The 26521-nt window shown below is 42.3% G+C and carries 18 protein-coding genes; all 18 read right to left on the reverse strand.

Translation table 11 applies throughout. The features are described 5' to 3' along the window. Positions 1–16: 16 nt before the first annotated feature. Positions 17–943, reverse strand: a complete 927-nt coding sequence (locus tag AC23P2_RS10865; RefSeq protein WP_487773209.1) for an FAD:protein FMN transferase — start codon at positions 941–943, stop codon at positions 17–19. Positions 944–955: 12 nt separating this feature from the next. Continuing rightward, on the reverse strand, positions 956–1399 hold the full coding sequence (locus AC23P2_RS10870; protein ID WP_487773210.1) for a thioredoxin family protein: 444 nt from the start codon (positions 1397–1399) through the stop codon (positions 956–958). A 24-nt stretch (positions 1400–1423) separates the two neighbouring features. Continuing rightward, entirely contained in the window at positions 1424–1936 is a 513-nt protein-coding gene (locus AC23P2_RS10875; protein ID WP_487773211.1) for a (2Fe-2S)-binding protein, read from the reverse strand. 212 nt (positions 1937–2148) lie between these two features. Continuing rightward, complete coding sequence (locus AC23P2_RS10880) at positions 2149–4692, reverse strand: TonB-dependent receptor (RefSeq protein ID WP_487773212.1); 2544 nt, start codon at positions 4690–4692, stop codon at positions 2149–2151. Between the two features lie 225 nt (positions 4693–4917). Continuing rightward, on the reverse strand, positions 4918–5844 hold the full coding sequence (locus AC23P2_RS10885) for a DUF2279 domain-containing protein (RefSeq protein ID WP_487773213.1): 927 nt from the start codon (positions 5842–5844) through the stop codon (positions 4918–4920). A gap of 5 nt (positions 5845–5849) precedes the next feature. Then, positions 5850–7967 carry a fibronectin type III domain-containing protein gene (locus tag AC23P2_RS10890; RefSeq protein ID WP_487773214.1) on the reverse strand — a complete coding sequence of 706 codons (2118 nt, stop codon included), beginning with the start codon at positions 7965–7967 and terminating at the stop codon, positions 5850–5852. Next, the gene (locus AC23P2_RS10895) at positions 7964–8566 is read right to left on the reverse strand and encodes a hypothetical protein (RefSeq protein ID WP_487773215.1); all 603 of its coding nucleotides are present in this window, start codon (positions 8564–8566) and stop codon (positions 7964–7966) included. The genes AC23P2_RS10890 and AC23P2_RS10895 overlap by 4 nt, the downstream gene beginning before the upstream one ends. 1 nt (position 8567) lies before the next feature. After that, positions 8568–15143 carry a hypothetical protein gene (locus tag AC23P2_RS10900; protein WP_487773216.1) on the reverse strand — a complete coding sequence of 2192 codons (6576 nt, stop codon included), beginning with the start codon at positions 15141–15143 and terminating at the stop codon, positions 8568–8570. A 5-nt stretch (positions 15144–15148) separates the two neighbouring features. Next, on the reverse strand, positions 15149–16828 hold the full coding sequence (locus AC23P2_RS10905; protein WP_487773217.1) for a hypothetical protein: 1680 nt from the start codon (positions 16826–16828) through the stop codon (positions 15149–15151). 108 nt (positions 16829–16936) lie between these two features. Next, a complete protein-coding gene (locus AC23P2_RS10910; protein WP_487773218.1) occupies positions 16937–17320 on the reverse strand; it encodes a hypothetical protein in 384 nt (127 codons plus the stop codon). Positions 17321–17360: 40 nt separating this feature from the next. Continuing rightward, entirely contained in the window at positions 17361–17987 is a 627-nt protein-coding gene (locus tag AC23P2_RS10915; protein ID WP_487773219.1) for a hypothetical protein, read from the reverse strand. Between the two features lie 6 nt (positions 17988–17993). Further along, positions 17994–18824: an LGFP repeat-containing protein gene (locus AC23P2_RS10920; RefSeq protein ID WP_487773220.1), complete on the reverse strand. Its 831-nt coding sequence runs from the start codon at positions 18822–18824 to the stop codon at positions 17994–17996. 56 nt (positions 18825–18880) lie between these two features. Continuing rightward, on the reverse strand, positions 18881–20716 hold the full coding sequence (locus AC23P2_RS10925) for a hypothetical protein (protein WP_487773221.1): 1836 nt from the start codon (positions 20714–20716) through the stop codon (positions 18881–18883). Between the two features lie 53 nt (positions 20717–20769). Beyond that, the gene (locus AC23P2_RS10930; RefSeq protein ID WP_487773222.1) at positions 20770–22218 is read right to left on the reverse strand and encodes an outer membrane protein assembly factor BamB family protein; all 1449 of its coding nucleotides are present in this window, start codon (positions 22216–22218) and stop codon (positions 20770–20772) included. Between the two features lie 253 nt (positions 22219–22471). Then, on the reverse strand, positions 22472–23653 hold the full coding sequence (locus AC23P2_RS10935; protein WP_487773223.1) for a histidine kinase: 1182 nt from the start codon (positions 23651–23653) through the stop codon (positions 22472–22474). Next, positions 23637–24284 carry a hypothetical protein gene (locus AC23P2_RS10940; protein WP_487773224.1) on the reverse strand — a complete coding sequence of 216 codons (648 nt, stop codon included), beginning with the start codon at positions 24282–24284 and terminating at the stop codon, positions 23637–23639. The genes AC23P2_RS10935 and AC23P2_RS10940 overlap by 17 nt, the downstream gene beginning before the upstream one ends. 24 nt (positions 24285–24308) lie before the next feature. Next, on the reverse strand, positions 24309–25052 hold the full coding sequence (locus tag AC23P2_RS10945; protein ID WP_487773225.1) for a hypothetical protein: 744 nt from the start codon (positions 25050–25052) through the stop codon (positions 24309–24311). Positions 25053–25193: 141 nt separating this feature from the next. Then, on the reverse strand, positions 25194–25997 hold the full coding sequence (locus AC23P2_RS10950; RefSeq protein WP_487773226.1) for a hypothetical protein: 804 nt from the start codon (positions 25995–25997) through the stop codon (positions 25194–25196). Positions 25998–26521: the final 524 nt, after the last annotated feature.

The following is a 26521-nucleotide window of genomic DNA, read 5'->3' on the forward strand; positions in this document are numbered from 1 at the left end:
CAAATTGAAAAATTGCCTAGCTGATTTTGATATTTTTTGAGGTAAACACACGATTTGTATCATCAATAATGACGCAGGCCATTCCTTGCATCTGGTTGATTAAATCTAACCCAACTCGGACGCCCATCACAGTTACGGGCGTGGCCATGGCATCTGCAATTTCGGCATTGGGGCAAATAATCGTCACACTTTTAATTCCCGATACGGGCAAGCCCGTTTTGGGGTCAATCGTATGTGAATATTTCTTGCCCCCTATCATCACATATTTTTCGTAATTCCCCGAAGTGGCGACCGAAACGTTGCTGATGTTGAAGTACGAAAAAGGTTGTTCTTTGGCATCGGGATGAGCGATTCCAATCGTCCAAGGTTCGCCGTTGGGCTGCGTCCCCCAAGTGGTCAAGTCCCCCGACGCATTCACGATTCCGTTTTCTACGCCTCGTTGTATCATCAGCCTTTTGGCCATTTCGGCGGCATAGCCTTTACCTATACCGCCAAAACCTATACGCATCCCTTCTTCCTTTAAGAAAACGCTACATTCGGTTTCGTTCAAAATGACATTACGGTAATTGATAAGTCGCACCATTTGGCGGGCGGTTTTGGGGTCGGGTAAGGCCGTCATTTGGGTATCAAAATTCCACAAACTCTTGTCTATCGACCCGTACGTAATGTCAAATGCTCCTTGAGTAACCTCCGAGATTCGCAGCGACCGCTTTACTAATTCAAACACCTCTCGATCTACCTTTACGGGCGAAATTCCTGCATTGGCGTTGATTCGATTGGTTTGGCTATTGTCGTTGAAGGTAGTAAAAAGCGCTTCAATCCGTTGAATTTCAGCTATTGCCTCATCAATTCGCGCTTGCGCCCAAGTTTCATCTTCTGATACAGCGCTTATTTCGAAGCGATTGCCCATCAATCGACACACACGCTTGTGCAAGGTTTTCAAAAAAGGCGGCGTTTATGGTTTACTGTTGATGACGGTATCAATATCATTGATGAGCGATTGGGTACTCATTGATGCTGGGTATCCTTCCCATTCTTTCACAACTTTGCCGTGGGAATCCACCAAAACAGTGAGCGGAAACTTTCCTTGTGGGTTGTATTTGTCGGCCAACGATTCATTGTGGGAGGTCAGTTTTGCTTCTAACTGATTTTTTTTCAAACGGGGAAAATCTGCCCTTACCAACACCAAATGCTGAGACGCATATTGCTCAAAATCAGCGGATTCAAAAATATCTTTTTTCAACTTAATGCAAGGCCCGCACCAATCTGACCCACAGAAATTCAGCAAAATATACCTATGACTTTGATTGGCTTCGTTTTGTGCCTTAGAAAAATCGTTGCCCCATTGCGGAGCGGCCAGCCACAATGTGCTGATGAGGAGTGATGTGATCAATTTCATGGTTAATGGAGGAAGAAAGTTTGATTAACTATAAACAACAAGGGTTGTACCATCGGTAGCGGTTTTGTAAACGGTAAGACCCTTGCTACCAAAACTGTTTAAACCCTTACCCTTGAGGTCAAAACGTGCACCGTGGTCGGTGCAATAGTACTCTGTTTTGTTAAAAATGATTTTCTTTTTGGGTTCATGTGTACAAGTTTGAGTAGCAGCAACATACACTCCTGCGCTCGACTGCGCCACCACGATTCCACTTTTGACAAGATACCCACCTACTGTTTTCAGGGCAGCATTGGCCGTGGCAGTGAGGTCAATCGTCAAAAGGCGATTGGTAATAGTACTAAGGTCGGTGGTTGCCCCCGTCGTGCTTCCAGTACCTGTACCTGTACCTGTGCTTGTGCCAGTACTCGAATTTGGGTTAACCGACAGGGCTTCTACATAAGTATCCTCTTCTCGAATACAAGAGGTCATTAATGCCATCAGAGCAGCACCTTTAAAACCCATTGACTTTAAAAATTGATAGCGCGAATAGCGTTCCATGTGTTGAACTATTGGTTGGTCATTTACCCAACATTACGTACGCTTTCTGTTAAGTGTTGCTCTTCTTTGAAAAGAATTTCTAATTTAGAAAATTTCAAAATAGCTGATTATCACTTTTGTACCAAATTGATACAAAGACAAACGGCGAGCAACTGCCCGCCGTTTGTCTTATTCATTCTATCTATCTACTTTTCTTTTTGTAGTAAAGTGGCTTAGTTGTTATCACCACCTTCTTTTACGTCATCGTTTTTCACACCTTTGGTTTTCTTAGGAGCCATGAAGCTCATTTTACCAATCTTGTAGCTGAATGTCAGCTTGATGTTTTGGTTATAAATATTGTTGACCATCGTTTGATTCAAAATCGGAGTTACCGAAGTTGACTTCATTCTCATGCCACCCAAGAAATTGTCTGTTGCCAAGCCAAGACTTCCTTTCTTATTGTTAAACTCTTTCCGAACCCCCAATGAGTACATGTAGAAACTCCCTTGCACACCTTGAAGCGTCACTTGGTTTCCTCTCATCCCTCCGTTTGCTTGCACGGCCCAGCCTTTGTTAAGCGAGAGACTTGACATAATCCGTCCGCCGATTACAACTCCTGAGTTGCTGGTATTGATTGAAGTTCCATCCAAGCCCTGCACTTTGCCTTCCAAGTAGTTGTAATACACATCCACGCCGCCATTCAAAGTCCATTTTGGTGTCAGATATACGTTGGCGAAGATATTGGCACCCACTACTTGTTGTTTTCCAATGTTTTCAAAGGTCGTAATAATTGCTCCTGCCAGGGTGTCTGAAGGCGAACTCAACCGCGTGATGCTGTTGTTGGTTGAGCGGCTAAACACCGAGGCATTGAGGTAGGTTTTCTTGATGCTTGTACTCAAAGCCAGCTCAAAGTTATCCGTCAATTCTGGTTTCAAATTCGGATTTCCGATGCTGATATTGTATGGGTTAGCGGCGTTAAAGTTGGGGTTCAACTGCTGCAAACCTGGGCGCTGAATACGGCGGTTATAGGCTGCTTTTACCGTTGTTTTTCCTTTGATATTCTTTGAAATATTGATACTTGGCACTAAGCTACCGTAGCTAGGAATGTTGATTTTACCAATTTGGTCTTGGGCATCAATCGTTGTGTATTCATAGCGCGACCCTACTTTGAAGGTATATTTGTTGGCAGTAGAGTAAGTGTAAGACATGTACCCTGCCACGATGTTTTGGTTGTAGTTTAGCAACCCTTTTGGATTACGTGCATCGGCGGCAAACTCACCCGTTGCTCCTGCCACTTGGTAGCTAAAATCGCTATTTACTTGGCGCATGATGGTTTTGGCACCGATTTCAAACATCTGATTGGCTTTGATTGGCGTTTGATAATCAGTCTGAATCGTTGCTTCTTGGTTGACGTTCGAGTTCAAGTTTTTCTGACGGCTCAACAGCGTACTACTTTCACTCAACAAATCTGCATTAAAATTGTTCGTAAGATTACTTCGGCTGTATTGTGTCGAAATCGACCATTCTTTTCCTGGGGTTTTGAACGTACGAATGTAGTCGAGGTTCATATCCACGTTATTTGAAAGGTCGCGAGTGGTTACATCACGGAGCGTGGTAGAAGTTAATGCGTTGTTGGTAAACAAGTTACTTGTCATGTCTTGGCTACGAATCATGTTACGCGTTCCAAAACTCACCCCCGCCGTCAACGACTGATTTTTTCCCAAATCATAATCAAATCCGAGGTTGTAACGTCCAAACAAACCGTTGTCATACGCGTCGGTCGATTGTTTAGTCAACAATGATACTCCGTTTTGAATCGTCGTTTGGTCCAAGGTAGTAGCGGCTTTGTTGTAAAACATCCGTCCAAATCCACCGAGCGTGATTCCCAATTTTCCTTGGCGGTAATTTCCGTTTAGGCTGAGATTTGAGCCACGCACTCCTACCCCAGCATCAAGATTTAGGGTAAGCCCTTGGAGGGTTGATTTTTTAGTGATGATATTGATAATCCCAGCAGAACCTTCGGCATCATATTTAGCTGAGGGCGAAGTGATTACTTCCACTGATTTAATCAAATCGGCAGGAATCATTTTCAAGGCATCCGCAATGCTACTCGCTACGATTGTTGAGGGTTTGTTGTTAATCAATACTCGAATGTTAGAACTTCCGCGAAGCGAAACGTTTCCGTCCAAATCAACACTCAACATCGGTACTTTTTTAAGAATGTCTGCCGCATCGCCCCCACGAGCCGTCAGGTCTTTTTCGGCGTTATACACCATGCGGTCCACTTTTTCCTCAATCATTGATTTCTCACCCGTCACAACCACTTCAGCAAGGGTGCGCACATCAGGGCTAAGTTTAATCACCCCTAGGTCTAGTTCTTGCCCTTTTGCCAATTTGATATTGTCGATGGTTTTGTCTTTAAAGCCAATGAACGAAATCATCAACTTATAGTCACCAGCGGCAATGCTTTTTAAGGTAAACTTCCCTTTTTCGTCGGCCATGGTACCATCTACGGGCTTGCCTGTGGCTTTGTTGAAGAGCGCGATATTTGCAAACTCCACCGCTTGCGTGGCAGCAGAATCAATCACAAAACCTATAATGCGTGAATTGCCTTTAGGGGCAGTACTTTCTAAATTAAGGCTAGGCTGTTGTGTTTGTGTGTTACGGTTACGCCCATTGCCATCACCGCTTTGCATACCACCTGGACCACCTGGAAATTGAGCGTGGGCGGCTGTCATGCCCAATGCTACTATGACGAGAGTGAGAATATTTTTCATCTGCTTTGTTCGTTTTGATGACACAAAACAAATAGGTAAGCAGTTCACAAAAAAATGCAATAGACTGAGGGTAGTCAAATGCCGATAAGTAGCGATTTTTGGCCGATTAGAGGCTTTTTTCAGCCATTACCCGTCCTTCAGACACATTAGTAGAATACAATTCCGATTCTATCGGCAAAAAATGGCAATTAATAGATTAAAATAGGGTGTTTCGTGGAGAGTGGCCTAGTAATAGATACCGTAAACTCGGAACCCATTCTTGGTATTGATTTCAAGGGCAGGGAAAGGTAGCTTTATCATAAACATACATTGAAAAACCTGATTTAGAAAACGTTTTTTTGTCTTAATTTTTGTCCAGTCAATATCCAGCGAAAACAAAAACTGACGATAGCGCTGTGTAGGCGGAATAACTGTATTTCCCCACTTCTTAATATTTTCAAACTCTCCAAACATCCCATTGGCGCCGTAGCCCACGGCTATGTTGAGCCAAGGAGGAATCCGTTCTGACCGAATAATGCGATTCAATCCGATACTGAACCAATAGGTATGGGCATTGTAATCCTGCAAAATTTGTCCCGCAAAGGTTGTTCCCAAATATCCGTTGGCCTGTTTAGAATAAGGAGAGCGTCGAAAGCTGAATTTGTACTTCATGATTTGTTCGTCGAAAAGCAACTCTTGACCAATCACTATTGAACTACCCACAGCATTGGCGGCCATGTCAGTCCAAGAAAAGCCCCACCCTTCATACAAGCCGTCTATAATTTCAATAGGAGATTGTAGAAAAAAGCCCAAGGCCCCTCCATACAATAACGCCTTCTTTTTGGAAGCTCCCGACCATCGCATCGCCCGATATCCAATATAGCTTTCCAGATACGCCCCATACGCATGACCAAATTTATCCACCTGTAAATAGCCAGCGGCATCATTATAAAATTCAAAAGGTACTCGTTTCGTGTCTTTGTACCAAATAAAATTCAAATAAGCCATTGTGCCAGCATACAGGGCTGCCTCGGTAGTCACTACGGCCGCAAAGCGACCTTTGTGGAAGGTGGGCGGAGAATCTTTTTGAGTAGAGTCGGTTTGGGCGAGACCAATCTGACTTAGAAATAAAAATAGAATGAGGAACGATTTCAGGCGTTTGGAATTTTGCATAACAATTACTTTTGGATTGAGACTAAGTCTCCAAGTACCGACTCTCCTCCGTCTTTATAAAGCACTTTTAGGGCATATTGGAATTGTCCCGTTTGCGCCGACTTGTCAATAAACTGACTTGCTGTGCTTGGTAAGCCTTCTACTAAAACCAAACCCGACTGATTAATTTTTCGATAAATCAACACTCGATGGGCCGTATTGGGATTTACGTTCCATGCCAATAAAATCTGCTTACCGTCCATGGTTTTTGTAGCTCTTAAGTTTTGTACCCCTCGTCGTATGCCAGAATCGTACGGCTTCACCTGTATCGAAAATGATTTTTCGGAGATGAGTTTGCTGTCATCTACTGCCACTAAGGTATAGTTATATATATGATGCGGTAAAACGGTTTTGTCAATGTAGGTATTCTTGAAGGCATCCAATCGGGTCAATTCTCTCCATTCGGTATTTTCCCCTTCTTCTTTTCGGTATAGTATCTGCGTTTTTACGTCTTCGCTCGAAGATGGCACCCAATGGAGCATAGCCGTGCTATCAGATACTGAAAAGTCGTCAAATACAGGGCTGACAGGCGGCACTCGGTCGGGCTTTTTGAGTTCTAAAATCTCAGAATAAGGACTTGCTCTCCGCGATTTGTCGAAAGCTACAACGCGGTAGTAAATTTTCTTGGTAAGTGTACGCAGCGTGGTGCTGTCGGCAAAAAACTCATCAGCGAGGAAATCGGGCGTAACTGGTGTAAAAACATGGTCGGCGGCATTGGCTTTGTAAACCATATAGCCCAACAAATCAGGTTCGGTGTTTTTGTCCCATTCTATTTTAACAACCCCCATGCTGTCTATACTCCCTTTTAGTCCCTTGGGTTTAATAGGCGCCGATTCGTCCTTCATTACTACGTAAGCGGGTAGTGAAATAGCCGCATTACCCGCGGTGTCTATGGCTGATACTAAGTAGTAGTTGGTACCATAAGGCTCTGCTTTTTCATCCGTAAATTCGGTGGCGGAAATGGGTAAAAACTGTTTTTGTAAAGGTTCAAAAGGCCCCTTTATGCTTTGACTCCGACCAACCACATAACCAATAAAATCAGCCTCTTTGCGCTTTTTTTGCCACGAAACTTTCACTTTTGTTCCCGAGATGTTCTCTGCTTTAAGGATAGAAACTTGAGAAGGCGGAGTTAAATCCACTCCCATGACCAGTATGTCTGTGGAATATTCACTCAAGTCGCCAAAGTGATTGATGCCCACTATACGATAGATGTACTTTTTGTAATTTTCGGGTAATGAATCGACGAGTGTTATGTAATCGTCAGCGTCTTTTTCTTTGTTTGAAAGTTGTAAATAAGGCTTTTTGTTGATTCTTCTAAACGTTTTACCATTGTCTGCGGAGCGTTCGTAAAAATACCCCGTAAAGTTTATATCACTCAGCAACTTACTCCATTTAAACTTCACCATTTTATCGCCTATCTCCGTTTCCACGGGAAGCATTTTTTCTGGTGGTTCTATTTGGGAGGTTTTCACCAACAGGTACCCAGTATCTGCCATCATTATTTTGGGATCCATGGGTGACGAAATCTGATAAACATACCTTTGGTTCTTTTTGATGGTTTTGTCAACAAATCTTAAAGCTAAACCCTTGGCATGGAATGGATTCCATGCAGCCATCATATTCACCATAAAAAAGCGATTATCCATGTCGTAGCGTTGGTTGATAATAGCATCCATAGAACCTGTCCCTGAAGCATTATTAGGGTCTTTGTTAATCCCATAAAGCAGTTGGGCTATTACGGCGGCGGTCGTGTCTTCGCGGTTACAGTTTTTTTTCCACTCGGCCAACGACCATGGTTTCAGTTGTTTTGCAATCTGAATATGGTTTTTGAGTTCTCCATCCACTACTTCAAAACGTTCAATATTAACCCCCTTTTCTTTAGCTAATTGCCACAAAACAGCATCATTTGCACTCCACCGAAGTACTACCGAATCACCATAGTATTTTGCTTTTGCTAAAAATTGATACTTGGAGGGCTTTTTGGCCTCTGGTATTTTTATTTTTTTCGCTTTTTCTTGGGTGATAATTGTCTGTGAAAAAGCTACTTGATAACCCATAAGGAATAATAATAACAGCTTTTTCATTTGATTGAGATGGATTTAGAAGTGGAAATGATTCGAGGCTCTCTTTTATTATTGACCAACAAGAGCGGATGATTAGAGATAATATTTAGCGGAATTTCGGTGTCGGTACTCTGCTCAATGTACAATTTGTATTGGTTATTATACTTAAACACCTCAATGTCATTTCCTCTTGATATTTCTGAGAACAATAGTAAATCTTTGGCAAAAGGCTCGTTTGCCATGTAATTGGCACTTTGAGTCCCTGCAATAGGCTTTTGATTGGTCATAATATCGGTCATAATTTTCATAGCCAGTTTCATCCGATTATCCCATACACCACCTTCGGTATAATGTTCGGCCACGAATTTTTGTATATTAACAATTGCTTGATTAAATGGGAAATTATCCTTGATATTTGATTGGATTATGCCACATTCCTGCACAACTCTGTGAGAAGTATAGATGATTCTTATCTCATCTAAGCGTTGGGATTTCCCCTCTGTTAATCGCTGATTTACGCCAGAATTAACATAAGAGTTTAACTTTTCTGCTTGCTTTATTTGACAAAAAACTCCATTTATTTTCAAATAAAAGAGGGTAATCAGTGCGATTTTTTTCATTTTATTTAATGTTTTGTTTTTTGGAACTCGCTTTCAACAATGTATTATTTTGACGTCCTAAATCATAATATAACAATGACGTGGGAATGTCTTTTCTTGAGAATGGGAATACTTTACTGACTTGAAGCTGTGGTAGTCGTTCGTTAAGTACAGCTTTATTAGCATCATCCAATTCGACACCCTTTCCACCCCAAAACTGAAATCTTTCGTTGGCTTTATAAAAGTAATTTACATCATTTTGATACCAACTACTACGTTCGGAAGCAAATTCAAATGTTAACAAAGGCTGTCGGTATTTCTCTTCTCCTTTTAAAAAAATCATTTCACCTCCTACGTCAAATAGATCAAAACCTTCAGCGGCCTTAAAGTAGGCAGTAAAATACCCCTCTTTCCCTTTTGCCTGAGAATCTATCATGGCCAGTTTTTCCTTCATCGTATTATACTTACTGGTTCTAAAATAGCTTTCGTCAGCGACTTGGACTTCTTTCTGCTCAACTACCAATTCTTGTTTTTCATTACGCGTTACAGCCATACTCACGCTATTAGCTGAATTTGTTTGAACCGTTTTTTCCATACCTGCGCCCACGTAATTGTTGTATTGAGCAAAGGCGGCATATTCAGGTTTTGTTTCTTTGATGGAGGCCTCCATTTTTACTGTGTTTTTCCCAAATGAATTTGAGGTACTTTGCGATAAAGAAGCATATTTTGGTTTATCCATCGCTTTGAAATAGTCCTGATTTGGTTTTTTTACCAACCGCATTCTTACAAACTTTTCATTGGGTAAATTGGGCAATTTGAAGGTGAGTGTTTGGGCTTGATCAGCTTTTCCATAGGTACTTGTAACCACTGATTCTAGTTCATTTGCAGGGTTGTCTTCAGTAGCAAATTTCATAACCAGGGTGTAGGCTTTTTCTGAACCGCAATCATTTCCGAAGCAACACATTTTTTTATTAAAAGCAATGACACCCTCACCCCCAAATTCTTTCTGTAATACAAACCGTTGCCCTTCAAAAGGATACGTAAGTGCAAGGGTCTCACTACGTAATTTGGTTGGACAGGAACCCGTATTAAAATCTGCGACTTCGGTTTGGGTTCTATCTTTTCCGTTTTTGTCTTTCATTATTTTCCAACTGCCATTCTCTAACGTCAGTGGTTTTGTGGTGACCTGAAGTTGATATTTGGAATCAGGCACAAAAGCCGCATTGCGATAATAAATAGCCCTTAGTCCATCGTTAGATATTCTAAGTTCGCCCGTATCATCTTGGTTGTTGGCACATTCACCCTCGTTGTCTCCTCCAATTAGGGACATTGTCATTCCCATATCAATTTTGAAAGTCTCGGTTCGAGTAATTCTTTCTTCTCCATTCCCTCCAGGCTTTAAAATACTGGAAGTAATGACAATCTCTTTACCAACAGGATAATTAAATACCGCAGAAGGGTTGTCTAAAATATCTATTTTGCCGCCTTTAGGGTAAATTTCTGAGATTAAAGGCATGGAGAATGGGTGTGTTGGAGGTGGGTTTGGAATACAAACATTCCCTACGGACACTTTAAAATTCATGTCGCCTTCAACAAGGCCATCGAGTACACTATACCTACCGTTCAGCATTCCTTTGAACCAAAACGGATTAGGCAAGCCTCCTTGCATGATAGCTGTTGCAGATACGCTGGCAACTTCAATATCTCCTTCATAAAACCAAACATCTACCGCAACACCAAATGTGAATCCCGCCGAGGCATATAATTGTCCCAGTGCATACCAGCCATCCATTCCAGGAACTCCGTTGGTGCCACAAGGCTCGGTATATTTCGCCAACTGAACATCGAAGCCCATACCCGCATGGAGTTTCATGTAGAAAATCAAAAATCGTAGCTTTTCTTCGGTTTGAGGAGGGGCAGGAAATCCAACATACGCTCCAAACATCATCCCTCCTTTAGCCGCCGTAAATCCCAATTCCTTGAAACTTTTGTAACCCATGCGTTGCAGCGTGGTGGGGTCTATGCCCACAGGCAGCGGTATGTCGGGCATGGCTCCGTTGCCCAACCAAAAATAGGCTCCGCCAGAAATAAACTGCAAGACGGTCATTTTGACGCGTTGGTTATAGTCTTTAGGGTTGCCCACTTGCATAAATTGGGTATTTTTATCAATGTAAATACGCAAAGAGTTTTTAGCTTCTATCACCACCAAGTCGCCCGCCAATTTAGCGTCTAAGCCGCCCGTCAAGTCAAAAATAGATTCTCTGATGTCATACTTTACTGTCAGTTCGCCGTGGGCTACGCCCTGAGTAGCAGGACTATTGTCTTTGTTAAATACATCCACTGTACCGTCCAAGCCTACCGATTTGATGCCGTCGCCGTCCCATTCAACTTTAAAGGTCGTTTGGGCTTTCAACAGGCTTTCCTCGGCCAACGACAGATAAACTGTGGCCAGACAACCATTACTATTTGCACTTGGTGTATAGGCAGGAGCGTTGGCATCGGGCAACTTATTAGGGTCAGGCTTGTAGGTGGAAGCCATGTTGTGGTAAGCCCCGCCGCCAAAACCAGTAATGTTCAACAAGGGCGGCCCAATGGGAATGGGAACGGATAGTTTGCCGCTGGCATACACGTACCAGTAGTTTATGTTTTTGACCCCACCAAACTGAGCCGTGGCCGATACAGCTATATTCATCGGAAAAGTGGCCGATACGCTACCACGGAAACCGTCGCCAAAAGTTTTATCGCTTCTAAAAAACTTCAAACTACCGTCCACGCTTACCGGGCCTAGTTGTCCTTTTACCTGAACATCTTCTAACTCAATTCCCTCAAAACTAAATTTAGGGCGTAAGCCGTCCAACTTTACATTTGCCAAAATGGCAACACCCAAACCCGCACTGGGCGAAAGGGGCAGGTCTTTGGATAAATTGAGGCTACCATGTAGATAAAACCCCGCAACTGTGACGTCTCCCCTTTGTTTTATGATAGGTACAAACTCGTCAATGCTCACCGGTAAACCCGAAACTTCGTGTTGCGGACTCGCCAATGCGCCAATAAAATTGGAGGCCTTTTGGTAAATATCAGAACCTTTTTTATAGGCATCCGACTGAATATTTCCAAAATCAATATAAGGAGCCACAGACTGGATTTTAAAATGCTCAAAGCTCATTAATTTCAAATCATACGAAGGCAAAAATCCACCTACTTCGGGGGTATTGAAAGTAAGGCCGCCATTCAAGTCGGCCTTTGCCAAAAACTTGCCTTCATTCACTGATTTATCGCCTGTGGTTACAGTAATGTTGGAGGTGGCCAATAAACTCATTTGGGCTTTCCAGATAGAAGCGTTTATGTCCTTATCTGGCTTAATTACAAACTGATACTTTAGCTTGCTGTCTTCTTTATTTTTGGTGAGGGTAGTGGTATAAGTGAGCGGGGTGCTTTTGTCTTCACCCGAAATAGGCAACACCACTTTTCCATTGGCAGCAGCTTCGATAAATACATTGTTGAAAAAAGTAATGTTGAATTTATCTAATGAAAAATACCAACCCGCCAGATTGCCGTCGCCAATGCCAATAGCATTTTCGGCCGCTAAACTACCCGACACCCCCCGTTTATCAATGACAAAATTCTCAACAGTTACATTTACTCGGTCTTTCTGGTCAGCTTTAAATATCTCAGGAAGTGTGACTTTGAGTTGGGGGAAGTAAAAACCTTTCCACATACTTTCTTTCAACAATGCGATATCACCTTTGTCGTTGTCGGGGAGTTTGGGTTCAAGTGCTGACAGCATTTTGTCCATTCCCGCAGGGTTTTCTTTATCGCTGTGGTCGTAGGTAGCTTCGCCTATAAGTTCAAAATCTAAGTCTTCTAAGCCATGTACTTTAAATGCTGGCATACTTACTTTCGCCACCCAGTCCGAAAACCCATTGGGAGTTTGGGCTTTGAGGGTAGCTATTACTTTTTCGCCATTGTCTTTTCGTCGAATAATGTCTTTTTTAAATTCGTATTCAGCATAGATATTAATCTGTTTAAATCCGTCTTTGGTACTGTAAACCAAGTGCGTAGCTTTGGTCAAGTCGGCCCCGCCTTTGAGGGTTAAGTTACTGATAGGCACATCTTTGTAAAGATATAAGGTATACTCCTGACAAGCACCTTCAATACCAATACACGCCCCTTTGAAACCAAACGGAATCACGATATTTTCTTCTTTTACTTCCACTACTGTCATTACATCAAATTGGGCATTGATGGGCGTAATCAGGAAATTCTCAAAGGCAGTAGTAATGTCCACACCACTCACGTTTTGACTAAAACCCATGGGCGTTTGCCAACCTATGGTATTAGGAGCATTTTTGAGGGTAGCCGTGTTGGTACTGATGTAGTTGGTTATTTTTGACCAACGGTTTTTGACTTCAGTTTGCAGTTGTTGGGCTTGTGCTTGCAACTGGGTAGGGTCTGTGAGGTTAGGCGCAAAGCCACTGGTACTAGTAAGCTGATCAAAATCGGGCAGTTTGTTGGGCAGGGTGGCATCGGGCATGAGGCTTGGCGTGCCACTGCTGTTTTTCTTAGACATGATTTTGCCCGCAAACATTGCACCGGCCTTATTTACTTTCACTCCTTCAAAAGTCACCTGCATAGGCAAGCCCAAAATTGTGGCAATACCTTCCCCTTTGCCGCTGTTGGCGTCGGTTATTTTATTAATGGCCACTTTATACCCCTTAGTACCACCCGCAAAAATGACTTTGTTTTCGGCCAGATTGTCCTTTACTTCTATTTTATCTTGAATATCAGGGAATTTACAACCGCCGCATTCTGCCATAGTTACCACAGGATTGGGTGGTGAGCCGCATTTGCCAACACAAAAAGTGCGAATTTCGCTGGCAGCGTAATGAGCGCTTTTTTCGTCGGCAGCAGGGTCAGTGAGCCATTTTACACGCCAATAGTAAATACCTTCAGTAGAAATAGTTATTTTTTGAGAAAGTGTAGCATACGTCAAGTCTGCTAATTGAGTAGCATTTTTGATATCCACCGAATTGACAATCAACTGTCCGACGCCAAAAGCTTGGATATCAGACGGTTTAAAATCTCTTGAAGTAGCCACTTCCAAGACGTATTTTTCATTGACACTTAGTTTGTATTTTCCTATGGCTCCATTTTGTGCCTGGGTGATGTCAAACGGGAATAAATCTTCATCAGCAGGTCGTTTGCTCGTTTCAAACTCAAAAGTCAATTCTCCTGCGTAGTTTATTTTAGCATCGGCAGCGGGAGTTTTTAAAATTGGCTGGTCCATGCCTGCGATAAATTGCGCATTGCAACTGCCACTCAACTTTTTGTCAGGCTTATCGGTCATAATGGCATTGACTCCCCATTTTACGATACGATGTTTTTCAAATTTGGCCAACAAGTCAGCCCCCGCTGTACTCTCAGGCAGACTCAGTGGCAAAAACGTGGCGCGAATATCATCGACGGGTATCCCCCCTAAAGCATACTCCTGCGCTTTGGCGGGCGAGGAAAAATTAGACCAGTTATTGTAAGCTTCATTTGAGCCTATTTCAATATTCTTTTCATCCCATACTTTTAACTTAAAATCAAAACCTTGATAGCTTTCTTTATAGGGAGCATATTGGATGACCAAAGGCATTCCTCTAAAAGGCATCGCTCGGTTGTTTTTGGGATAAGCCGCCGAAATAGTAAAGGGGCTGGAAGAGCCGTCTCCTCCATAATTAAACGTAAACACCTCACTAAGTCCTTGATTTTGGAAAGAGTAATACTTAGAAATCGGCTCTTTTTCAGCCACTACCACGCGCCAAGCGTAGCTTTTACCCACTTCAAACTTCGGATCACTTGCCTTGTATAAGTAGGTGGGGCTACCATTTTCTATTTGAATGTCCGCAAACAACGGCCCCGACCGAAAAGCATCGTATTCGTTTTGGTTAGGAATCAGTTCGGCTATTTGCAGATTGTATTTGATACGACTTGGTAGTACACCTGCCGTGCTTGTCCATGAAAATTGTAAAGGTTGATAACTGGCGCTTGCGTTGGGTATGGGTTCTTTGTTTTGAGGTTGTTGTAAAAATGGTGCTTCAATATTAGAGATAGTAAAGCTATAACAGATAGGTACCGAAAGTGAACGGTATGAGTTGTCGGTAGCGCTACCATCTTCATTGGCACCATAAATGGTAATACAGAGTTCATAGTCTCCCTCAGGCAATATGTATTGGCCAAGAGCATCTATTCTCAACTCTTGGGTATTGTTATTGATGGTTACATCGGGCGAAAAGGACTGTTTTAAGTCAGCTTCCGTGATAAGTTGATTAGCCCCATTAAGACTTATATTCCAGATGCCACCTTTGCTTTTATAATATTCAGGGTTAACAGGCAAAGTTAGTAATGGCTGATTATTGTGTTTTAAAACTCCCGTGAGGCGGACATTGGCCTTGCCTGACAAACGCAGCTGTGTTTTACTGACCGTAAGATAATCAGAAAATAGATTAGTATAAGGGCCTACAATGTTGAGTGTACCTGTCACCGTTTGCTGCTGGGCTACACAAATACCAGCCATTAACAAACTGATAATCAAAAAAATAAATACTTTTTTCATAGTTTTCAGAAAGTATAAGTGTAGTCGAGTGTGCCTCTGAATTCATTAAAATTGCGATTCGCAGCGGTTTTATCTTGACTCATCACTTGGTAAGCTGTCAGTCCTACCCGATGATGTTTTGCAGGTTTCATACGCGCCGACGCTGAGAAACTCATGGCACTGCTCTCTTTAGATAGGTTGTAGTTGGCACTGAAATTGGTAGTGAGTTTATTTTTCAGGAAACCTTTGCTTACCCCAGCTGTCATACCCAAGTTATCGGTAGTACCGCCAATGTTTGTAAGGGAAAAATAACTCACCCCAAAATCAGCACTTAAAAACTGCTTATCCAGCGAAAGGCCATAATTAAAATTAGCATTAAGGCCACTGTATTCGGTGTTATGTTTAAAGGTAGTATCTGTACTATTATCAATGAGCTGGTTAGTCCCAACAGATAGCATCAGATTGTGGCTAAACACTTCATTTACAAATGTAATCCTTGGCATGAGCATCAGGGTATAATTGGCCTGATTCATAAGCTGTACTGCTTGTGTAACGGTCTGCTTGATACCCGGTGCTTGATTGAGCGTGCTGTAATTGGCATTGACCATAAAGCCAAACATCGCCGAAGGATTGATTGATAGCGTAGCAGAAGGCAAAAATCGCCGCGTACTTCGTAGCTTATCGCTGTAGAGATTGTCGCGTTGAAGACGCAAATTGCCATTAAAAACCACTTTATTCTTCAAAAGATTAAAACGCGGAGCGATTGAGATAATTTCCAAATCGTTATTCACATTATACATTCCCATGGTCGTAAAACCTGGATCAATACGCTGATAACCTGCCCGAATCCCATAACCTTTTCCACTATACGCTAAGCTACTACTAACGGCCATCACCCCCCGCGAAGAGATATTGGCATCTACCGTTTTGTAGAGAATAGGTGATACTTGTGCTTCGAGCAAAGTTGGGTCTATTTTGGCGGCGTTGACATCACCCGTATAGATACTGAAGGCTGCATCAGCATTAAAAATCAGTCGCGCCCCAAAACTCTTATTTATCACCACTCCGACTACAGTATTTTTGGCAGGACTCAACCCAAACTTTTCATAATCTACCAAAGAGTTGGCGTTGTCGTAGCCCTGCATTATAATGAGGTCAAGGTAGTTTTGGCCTTTTCCTATGCCCAGCCTTGCCGCATAGCCCATACGCCGAAACGTAGTGGGGCGGTTTTCGGCCGAGGTAATCGCTTTGTTGAGCCGCCCCATCATAAAACCCACTCTCAATAGTCCTTTTTGCACTTCTAAGCCTCCACCTAGCATCGTAAAACCGTTGAGGGTATAATCTGAAAAACGTAGGTTTCGGTAGCCAGCGTGAAGGGTAAACCCCTTGTAGGTAGGGCTCATCCCAAATTGATTAAAAGGTTGGGCAAAACTCGTTTGACGATTGGAATAACTAATCGAAAACGGAAAACTGACACCATTCAGCAACGTCACCGTGACACTTCCCGACAACCCATACCCAAACGGATTAGCGCGGTACAGCGGACTTCGGCTCCCTGCGCTGTAGTAGCTTCGGGCGCTTACACTTCCCGATACTTTCACAGGATTTTTGGTAGAAAACTGACTGAGGTCTTGGGCTAATACAGGGTATAAGCCCAACGTCCAAAGCAGCAGCAAAGGCAATAGGTATAGCAGTCCTTTCTTCATTAGGATTAATAATTTTAGGGTCATTCCATTTTTAAAACATACCATACAATGCTCTACCCCATTCCGTCTCAGGCAGGTTTTTCATTCTTTAATAATAGCTCATACTATTTATATAGACATGAAGGCAATCACAATCATTAGAGCGAAACCCGTCAGAATTAAGCTAAAAAATAATGACAACAAGGCCAACCCTTTTCCCCTCTTTTTCTTCTTTCCGCGTTTGATTCGCACAAGGCTAATAATACTGAGCATTAAACTGCCAAACGCAAACAAAAGTCCCACAGCTCCCAATAATCCAAACCATGAAGCCCCCGCAAAAATCAGGCATCCAAACGCAACTATAGCTAAGGGCTCAATGGGGCGTGGTTGTTTTCTCTCGTCTGTAGGGTGGAGTTCGTTTCTTTTTTGAGCTATTGTATTGAGGTTTTGGTGAGTGACAGCCACTGCTCCATAACTCATCGAAAAAAAAATACACACTAAAAGATATTTCATACAAGTAGAAGTCAAAAGAATGAGCTCGCCTTCATTTTTCTTATTTTTTAAAAAAAATGACCCCGTAAACCAACCCCTTATCGCCATAAGTAGCTTGGTGAAAGGTAGGGAAAGCTCCTACTTGACCTATTTTAGAAGCATACCTTACCACAGACCTCACCCAACCTGCCGTACCCGCCTCATCGCGACTAATCATCTCCATGCGACCTTGTTGAACGTCTCGGAATGTAACGGCATCGGGTTTAAAGAGTATCGTTCCGCATACGATTCCCCTACCGTGGTCGGCATGATGAAAAGTAGGAATTCCTGCAGAATAGCCGTGGTTGGCTGCCCAAGTCATTGATTGACGCACACGCTCTTGAAAGTTGTTTAAATCCACATTTCCCAATTCTGATTGAGGAATATCTTTAAACTCTACATATTTTTTGGGGATAAGCACTGTTCCATAGACGATTTGGCCGTTTTGAGTGCCATTTTCAAAGGTAGGCACTCCCGCCCCAAACCCATAGCAGGTGGCATAAGCCATGCTTTCGCGCATACGTCCCTGTAAATCATTGATAGCTACGCCATTGAGCTCGTTGACAGGTACGTCTCGCCACGTAGTTTCTTGGGCGATACTCAAAAGCCTAACTAAGAAAAATAAAGAGGTAAAAAACAGTATTTTCATTGGTGGTTAATAATTATAGCAAGGAATAGAATTTACATTAGCTGTTTTGGTGCCGTTTTGATACACCGTTTCATTCGCTTGGTTTAAGTAAGCTCCGCAAGTAGGTCCAGTTATAATCTTTCCTTTCTCAAAATCAACCGTTTGTTGATTATCTGCTTTATTTGGATCACAACTGGACTTTGGTAAGCCTAACCAACTGCCATCATATCCGACACCAGCTCTCCCATACATAGTTTCTACTTTTCCCCAAAATGCCTGAGCACCTGTGGTTTGGCTCCAATAAATTTGCCCAAGCGCGCCAGTTTTAGTAAAATGCTGAAAGCGTCCCTCTTTTCGAGTAGTCATGGTACCTTCGTCCCCAATAGGGTATCCCAGTGGACTATTCCAACGACCGATAGCTTTGTATTTTTCGTAAATAGAGCCATAAACGGCAAATACACCTTTTGGAGTAGAAACAATAACTCCTTTAGTGAACTCATTACCCGTAATTCCCGTCAAAAATTGCTGCCAATCCGAAGTAGGCGTACCCAATGCGGTAAACTTATCTTGACCGAGGGCTTCATATTTCTTCATTTCATAGTTTAAGAAACCAAATGCCTTTCCGTCAATGTAATAAATTGCCCGGTCTTTGTTGCCATAATATTGCACCCAGCCGTTACCACTTGCGGTTTTAACTGGTTCGCCACCATTATCAGCATCTGGCATCCAGCCCAATTGTTGATATTTAGCTTTAATTGCTGCTTTATAATCGGGGTCCGCAGGTTTGGGGCAGCCCGTTAATAAAAACAGCATTGAAACACATACAAGTGAGACAAAAAAAGAAGTTATTTTTTTCATCGTATTATTCGTTTAACCTCCGACGAGTTTTTTAGAATAAGATTTTCAGAAATGAACTACTTTACTGTGCAGTCGATAAAACACTTCTCGACGGGCTTGATAGAAGGGGGATTAGGATAATAGACCGTACCATTGGCCATCTTAGCATAAGGAATAACTAATCTCCAGGGATAACTCCAGCAAACCGCTTGCAGATTTCCAGCTTCAATTTTGAAATTAGCTGTATAAACTTTCCCGTTGGCTGAGGGCAGTAAACTGATTGGTTTTCCAGTGGTGTTGTACACATAGAGCGAATACCCTGAATCTCCCGAAGGAATGTTGGAATACTGTTTTTCGGTATAGCTTGTACTGCCCGGTAATTTTAGCGGGGTTACCAGCGTATAGTTGCTGCTAAAAACCACAATTTCTCCTATTTCGACAATTTGGGGCGTACGGCTATACTTTGTTACAAAAAAAGAAGTGCCATTACAATCAAACTTTAAACTGCTGAACTCGGGTGGATAGGTATAAGAAAAGGTTTGGTTGCTGCCGTAATAAACACCGTCAGCAGTCCTGATATAGGCTCTGAAATTATTCGTTGCTTCCAGTTTTGCGATGTCTGCTTTTTTGATTCCCCCCCCTATTACGGCACCGTTGCTGCTACTTATTGAACTGTTACTTACTACCTTCAAAACATAACTGTCGATGGTAGGATTCGGCAGTTTGGAGTTTTGTACTACAAACCCATATTCAAGAATGGGCACTCCTTTAGTAACTACCGTACCCAGAAGCGTTATTCTTGCCTCATCACTCTCTAAATTGGGAGAAGTATTGAAGCTAGGGTTGGGAGTTGTTTCCACTGTGGGAAGAATAAGATTTGTTTTAAAACTCTTCACTTCACCATAGCCTGTTCCTGCGGCGGTAGTAGCATAGCCACGTACATAGTAAGTGGTATTTGGAGTAAGATTCGTTAGATTTATACTGAAAAATTCAGGTGCGTTAGCAGACCCATTGTCACGTTTAGTATCGGCAATGGTAGGGGTCTGATTCGTACTGCTCCAGCAAACACCCACTTGTCCATTGGCCGTGGTTCCGAGCGTATTACGGGTCACACCCACATCCGCCGATGATGTTGTAATATTAGCAACGTTTCCCGTTGTCACTGTAGGCGCCACTACATTAGCGGTTTTAACGATTTTTACCTCGCTATAGCCCGTTCCAGTGGCGTTGGTGGCATAGGCTCGCACATAGTAAGTGGTATTTGATAGCAGATTGGTAAAAGTGCTTTTAAATTCTTTCGGAACACTGTTACTTCCCCCCGTTTCGGTTTTAGTATCGGCAAGAGTAGGTGTTTGGTTGGTCGTCGATAGCACATGTCCTGTCTGGACAACATCACTCGTACCAAGGGCAGTCAACTTACCTGCTATTGAAAACGCATTGGCAGTTAAGTCGATAGCGTCGTTGGTCGATACCTCTGGCGCTTTCAAGTTTTGGGTTGTAAAGGCAGTTTGTTCCCCGTAGATAGTTTCAGCTTGAGTGTCGAGCATATACACCACGTAGCTTCTCACAAAGTACTTATTGCCAGAGATAAGACCAGTTAGCTGCCCCATGAAATCAACAGGAGATTCGGTAGTAGCACCTGCTTTTATTTTGTTTCCAGTTGGGTTTTCGGCCTGCCCATACACAAACCCATACTCTGAAATGGGGCTTTTGGTACTTACGTTGAAACCTATCTTTTTAATAGCCGATGCCACAGTCGCGCTGTTATGTGTGGCATTGCTCACGGTAGTAGGCCCTATGGCAGGAGCCTCAGCAGGCGAAGGTTCATTTTTTTTTCTACAACTTTGATGGAATAATAGGCATAAAAATACCCCTAGCATCCCAATCCAACGGATAGTTTGGAGATGATTCATGTTAAAGAATTTTATAAATGAATATATTGACCACTTCAATGGCCTATTTGGCTTTACTGTACCATCCCGCTAATCCCAGCGTGATACACCGTACCGTCTTTGCTTACTACACACGGAGAAGAATGGCTAATGGCGCGGCCAGTTTCATATTCCCACTTTTTTACCCCAGTGGCAGCATCAAAGGCATAGAGTTTTTTGCCAATCCCTTGGTAAACCAGTCCCATTGCAACAACTGACCCAGAAACAATCAAGTTATTGGCTTCAGGTTTAGCTTCCCATTTTTTAACCCCCGACGCCGCATCAACGGCGTAAAGCGTGCTTCCAGCACCGATATAGACCATACCGCTGGCTACGATAGGTGATGAGTAATCGGGGCCGCCATCAAGGGTATTAAACTCCCACTTCTTAACTCCCGTTTTGGCATCTATGGCGTATAGTTTATCATTGTTAGTGTGGGTCAATGCGCTCGCACCCACATATACAGTCCCATTGACAACAGTGGGAGATGAATTCGTAATCAAGCCACTGGCAAATGTCCACTTGACGGCCCCAGTCTGGGCATCAAAAGCCATGAAACCATTAAATTCCGAACCTGCATATAAAATTCCGTCAGCTATCGCAGGTGATGACTCTGAAATTCCAATACCAGGTTGATGCCATTTCAGCGTTCCTGTTGCGGCATCCAGCGCATGAAGCCCTGATTTCCCGCCCGAACTACCTCGAATGCTGGCATAGACGATGCCGCTCACTACAGTAGGTGAGGCTTGCCAAGGATATATCTCATCGTTGCGAAATTCCCATTTCTTGGCTCCTGTGGCAGCATCAAGCGCGTATAAAAAATGTTCACCGCCATAGTACAGCATTCCATTACTCACCATTGGCGCAGCGAAAGGTTGCAACAGCGCAACCGTTGCGGGATTTGATTCCCATTTTTTTGCCCCAGTTTCGGCATCAAGGGCATAGAGTTTTTTATCCCAACTTGCAAAAAATACCACGCCATTCACCACGGTCGGGGTTCCAAGAACAGCATCGCCCGTAGCAAACTGCCATTTTTTTGCTCCAGTCAACGCATCTACAGCATATAGATTACCATCCATGCTACCGATGTAAACTGTCCCGTTATTGACGGGTTTCGCTACTGTCACATTCACCGTATATGCCTGCGTACTTCCATCCTCGGCCGTGACGGTGTAGGTCACGGCTTTTGAAAAATCCTGCACCGCACCCGATGCGGGCGAAACCGTAGCTTTATCTGAGAGCGTAACGGTAGGCACAAGCTTAGTAATATCCGTCCCTGCTGGTACAGTGGCCGCAATGGTAGTACCACTTACGATAGCCTCTACTACTGGAGTGAGCGTCCCGAATGTAAATTTGGTAATGAATTTGGCGGAGCTTTTCGTCGTAGGCGTAGGTGTTGGGGTTGCCTTTTCCTTGCAAGACCAGACTGAAATAAGCCCAATGAGGAATAAATAGAGAAGGCGGCAGCGGTGAAGTCTTTTCATTTGATTGATGTATAAAAGCAGAGGTTTACTATTCTGTTTTGATTCCTTTATTCAATGTTTTAACATTGATTTGTTGGACGTGTCAAACCTACAAACTTCCCTAACGCACTGCCATTGTATAGCCGTGAGAGGTAGTTTTTAAAAGGTAAGCAACGGGTTTTAGCAGGTAATTGAGTAAACGGATTAGAAGAATAACAAAACATAAAACCCCTCATGTAGGAATGAATGGGGGTATCAATAAATAATCTGTCTTTTAAGAATGACTGTTTGCTTTATTTTTTTGCCAAAATTGAGTCAACAAAGGAAGCCATAACCGAACGACAGTCCCCGTATGTGGGATGCGGAGATCCTCTATCTCCGTTTTCATACGTTCTCCATAGTAGGCTTGATGAGCAGTTATGCGTTCAAGGGTGACGTTCATGCCCATGGATTTGTGGTGCTCACGATTGTATTCATTAACTTTCGTAGAAGCGTCACGACCAATACCATTGTCTTCAATTTGGCAAAATAGGCTCTCTTTTTCGTTTAAGACAGTTTGCTGTAGCGTAATTTGAAGTCGGCCTTCTCTTTCAGTCAAGTGTCGTAGTCCATGCAGGATGGCGTTTTCGACAAAAGGTTGCAGCAACAACGGAGGTATTTGATAAGAGTCCTCCATCAGAGATGGGTCAACCATAAGCTCATAATAGAAGGTATTGGCAAACCTCTCCTGCTCCAGTTCAATATAGAGCTTCAACGTTTCGATTTCTTTCTCAAGACTGATGGTTTGAAATTCTGAATTTTCCAAAATATGCCGAATCAATCGGGAGAATTTCTGCAAACAGTCTGAAGCTTCTATGAATTGTTTACGGGTAATGTATGCATCAATAGTATTGAGACAATTAAAAATAAAATGAGGATTCATCTGCGCACGCAATGCCTTGATTTCCAGCTCATACCTAATGGATTGAAGGTAAAGCTCCTGTCGTGTTCGGTAGAAAAAGAAGAGATAGAAAACCAGTCCCATCATGCCTATTATAAATACAAACACAACAGGAACAAACCACCATTGCTGCCAAAAGGGACCATCGACAATGATTGTTAAAGTGGTAGTAGGTTTATCGGTACCGCGTACCCTGACTACCAACGTATAGGTTCCTTCAGGCAAATTTGGGTAATAGATATATGGATTAGTTGTTGATGTAAAATACGTTTCTAATCCCATTAATTGGTATTCGCAAACTGTGGTTTTTGGAGAAGATGTAAAATAGATAAATAAAAAATTTTGGGTAGGACTTACCCGAATTTTGCTGCCGATTGGCTTAAATGTAACTGATTGAAGTCGGTTATTATGGGCTAAAGCAGGAGCTACTACAGAATCAATCTTAATGCTTTGAGAAAGGGCTTTGGATAGGCTCAAAAAACAAATTATAACAACGAGTTTACTTAGTTTTAGCATGTTTGAAACCAATCGCGTATAGTATATTTTCTATCACGGAGGTAAGATACGTAAAATCAGACAATAAATAGGTTAGAGTCACCGAACTATTGAGTATAAAATTATACGCCACTGTATCAAAATAAGTCAGCCCTACTTTGATAAGGATACCCAAAAAAATCCAAAAAAAAGGTTGTTTTCTGATTCCAACAACGTGTTCTTGAATTAACTGACGCAAACAGTAAAAAGTAGCTATAAATACCCACAATTGTGCGATTCCTCCCGAAAAAGCATTATGATGTTTGATGCCAGATATCCAAAGAATATCGACTAAAAAAAAAGGAATAAGTAATAGGCCAATCCAGATAATTATTTTCCTATGCCTTTGGTTCTTAACAAAAACCCTGTAAATCAGCAACTTTACAATAAAGCCATTAAAACTGAAAAAATAATCTAAATAGTGATTTTGAATGTGAAGTTTATACAGCACCCAAGAGGTCACATCAATACAACAGGCAATGAGGATACCTAAGAAAAATAATTTGAGACGGTTATCGAAATACCGAAAATGTCTTATGCCCACCCAAATAGGGAAGGCATAAGACAGTAACTGTAGATAAAAACATAGAAAATAAGAATCTTCAAGTGACATAGGGCAAATAAAGGCTAATTAATTCTATTGCATTGATTCAAGGCTCGCACAAGGGTTGCCACCAGGGGGGCATTTTAAAATATCAGCTATATTTTGTCCCACTGTAGCAGCATCATCATTAATGAGAAATGCCATAAAAGGTTTATTCTCATCCGCATTGCGATAAAGTGCGGGACTGAGCGTAATACCCTTTACATGAGGGTAGATATCCCCTAAAATATCTTTGATACGTTTGGCCCCAACCATATCTCCAATATACTTTGGTTCATAATTCACCAATAAATCTTTCAACGACTTTCTAACTTTTTCCTTCCAGTTTTCAACGTCGAAGTTAATTTTCTCCAACTTAGCATTCTCTTCACTGTCGTCAGCACTCACCCATTTTATACAATCTTCACCTCCCATGTTGGGTACCGTGTATGCAATGGGAGAAGCATATACCCTGACATTTACTTTCGTAGGCTGAGGAACTGCGGTTTGAGCATAAACTAAATCTGATTTTAAAATCGTAATCAGTCGAATACGATAATAGACCGACTGGGTATATTCATCGTAGGCCGCACAAAAAAGAAACAGATAAACTTCCTCATTTTCAGAAACAAATCCATTCCCAGTCCACAATTTTTCCCAAGACTCTTTTGAAATAAACAAAGGCTGTTGCTCAGGTACAACATCCTTAAATTTATTAATACAATCTTCAATGGTTGGTTGTGCTTTTTTATCCCAAAACAACAAACCTTCCACCCCTTGGTGTACTGGTAAAGCCAAATTTTCAAAATCACCATTGATTGTGAACGAACGAGGAGTCATAGCTAAAAGGGTTTACGAGGTTTATAAAAGTTTTCGAAAATATTGTTTTTCTTTCAACCTTAGTTAAGTTATTTATTAAGCGGCATTCTCTATCGCTAACTATTGGCAATCCATCAGCGTAATTCGCTGATTACTAATCTTGTTGGCCGCATCAATCGTGGCATTTTCAATGAGATAGCCCTGCGAGTTGGTCTTTACGTCCGTGATTTTCTCTTTGCTGTCGGATACTAATTTACCGTCTTGGTCAGCAAAAAATGACTCATAGGTTGTGCCTATATTACCCTCGGCAACCTGCCACGAAAAGCCCGACAACACATCAAAGGGCAAGCCGTTATTGGCCAGTAATTGTTCGGGCGATTTTACTACTCCAACGGGATTAATGATTATTTCAAAATACTTATTTCCCTGTAAATCGGCAAAGCCGCGTTTGGTCATAATATTGTTAGCATTGTATTCAAAATACTGTTTCCCGTCCGAATTAGGGTCGCCAGTTTCGTAGGTAAACTCGGTGATTTGGCCAGCTGCGTTGTATTTCAGGTTGTTGATTCCCTTACTGCCATCGGCATTGGTATAAGTTACTTTCGAGATTTTTCCGTTGGAATAGCTATACGTTTCGGTGCTATAATCTTTCCCATCTAGCTTTATAGAGGATTTGATAAGTAAGCCAGAAGCATCGTACGTAAAGGTATATACGAATTTTGAAATAGTACCCGAGCCCGTTCCATCAAACTCACGAGCCATTTGGGTGATTTTACCATTCGCATCGTAGGCATAAGTGTGTTTGTTGCCGTTGCCTCGATCTATGACCGAAACTTTACAGGGCGGGGTTGGGGTGTCTTCTTTGCAGGCAGCCACAGCAATTAGCAAAAAAGCGACAGTAAAGAGGCTTTGTAGGGTTTTCATTTGAACTATTGGGTTGACTAAAGTTTGTCATTGTTGTCTCAAACCTACATCCTCTCTTCTATTTGCTTACACTCTGAGCCCGTGAGTGATAGGTTTGAACAAGTGAGCGGCGGTATTTAGTAGGTGATTGAGTAAACGGTAATGTGTTTTTGGGTACGAATGTGTTATTTGTACCGCTTACCCCCTCAATCATGTCATTTACCTTAAATTCCATTCCGTTGGCGGCGCATTATAGAATAAGGATAGCACATTAAGCTAATATTGTACATGAGGCTTTATACGAGTGATTTACGCGATTTTTATACAAACTCTATAATGATGTATAAAAGGACTTTTTGTATTCTCTTTTTATTTCTGAAGGCTTTGGTGGGTATAGCTCAGTTTCCTCCTGTTAGAACACAAGAGGGGCAAACGTACGTCGTTCCGACTCAGTTTGACCTAAATAGATCATCCGATGAATCATACGTCAATTCTTTGCTCGATAAGGCGCGAGTAATGATCAATAGCCAACAAAAACAACCCCC

It is taken from the genome of Runella sp. R0.1_18, assembly GCF_057652155.1.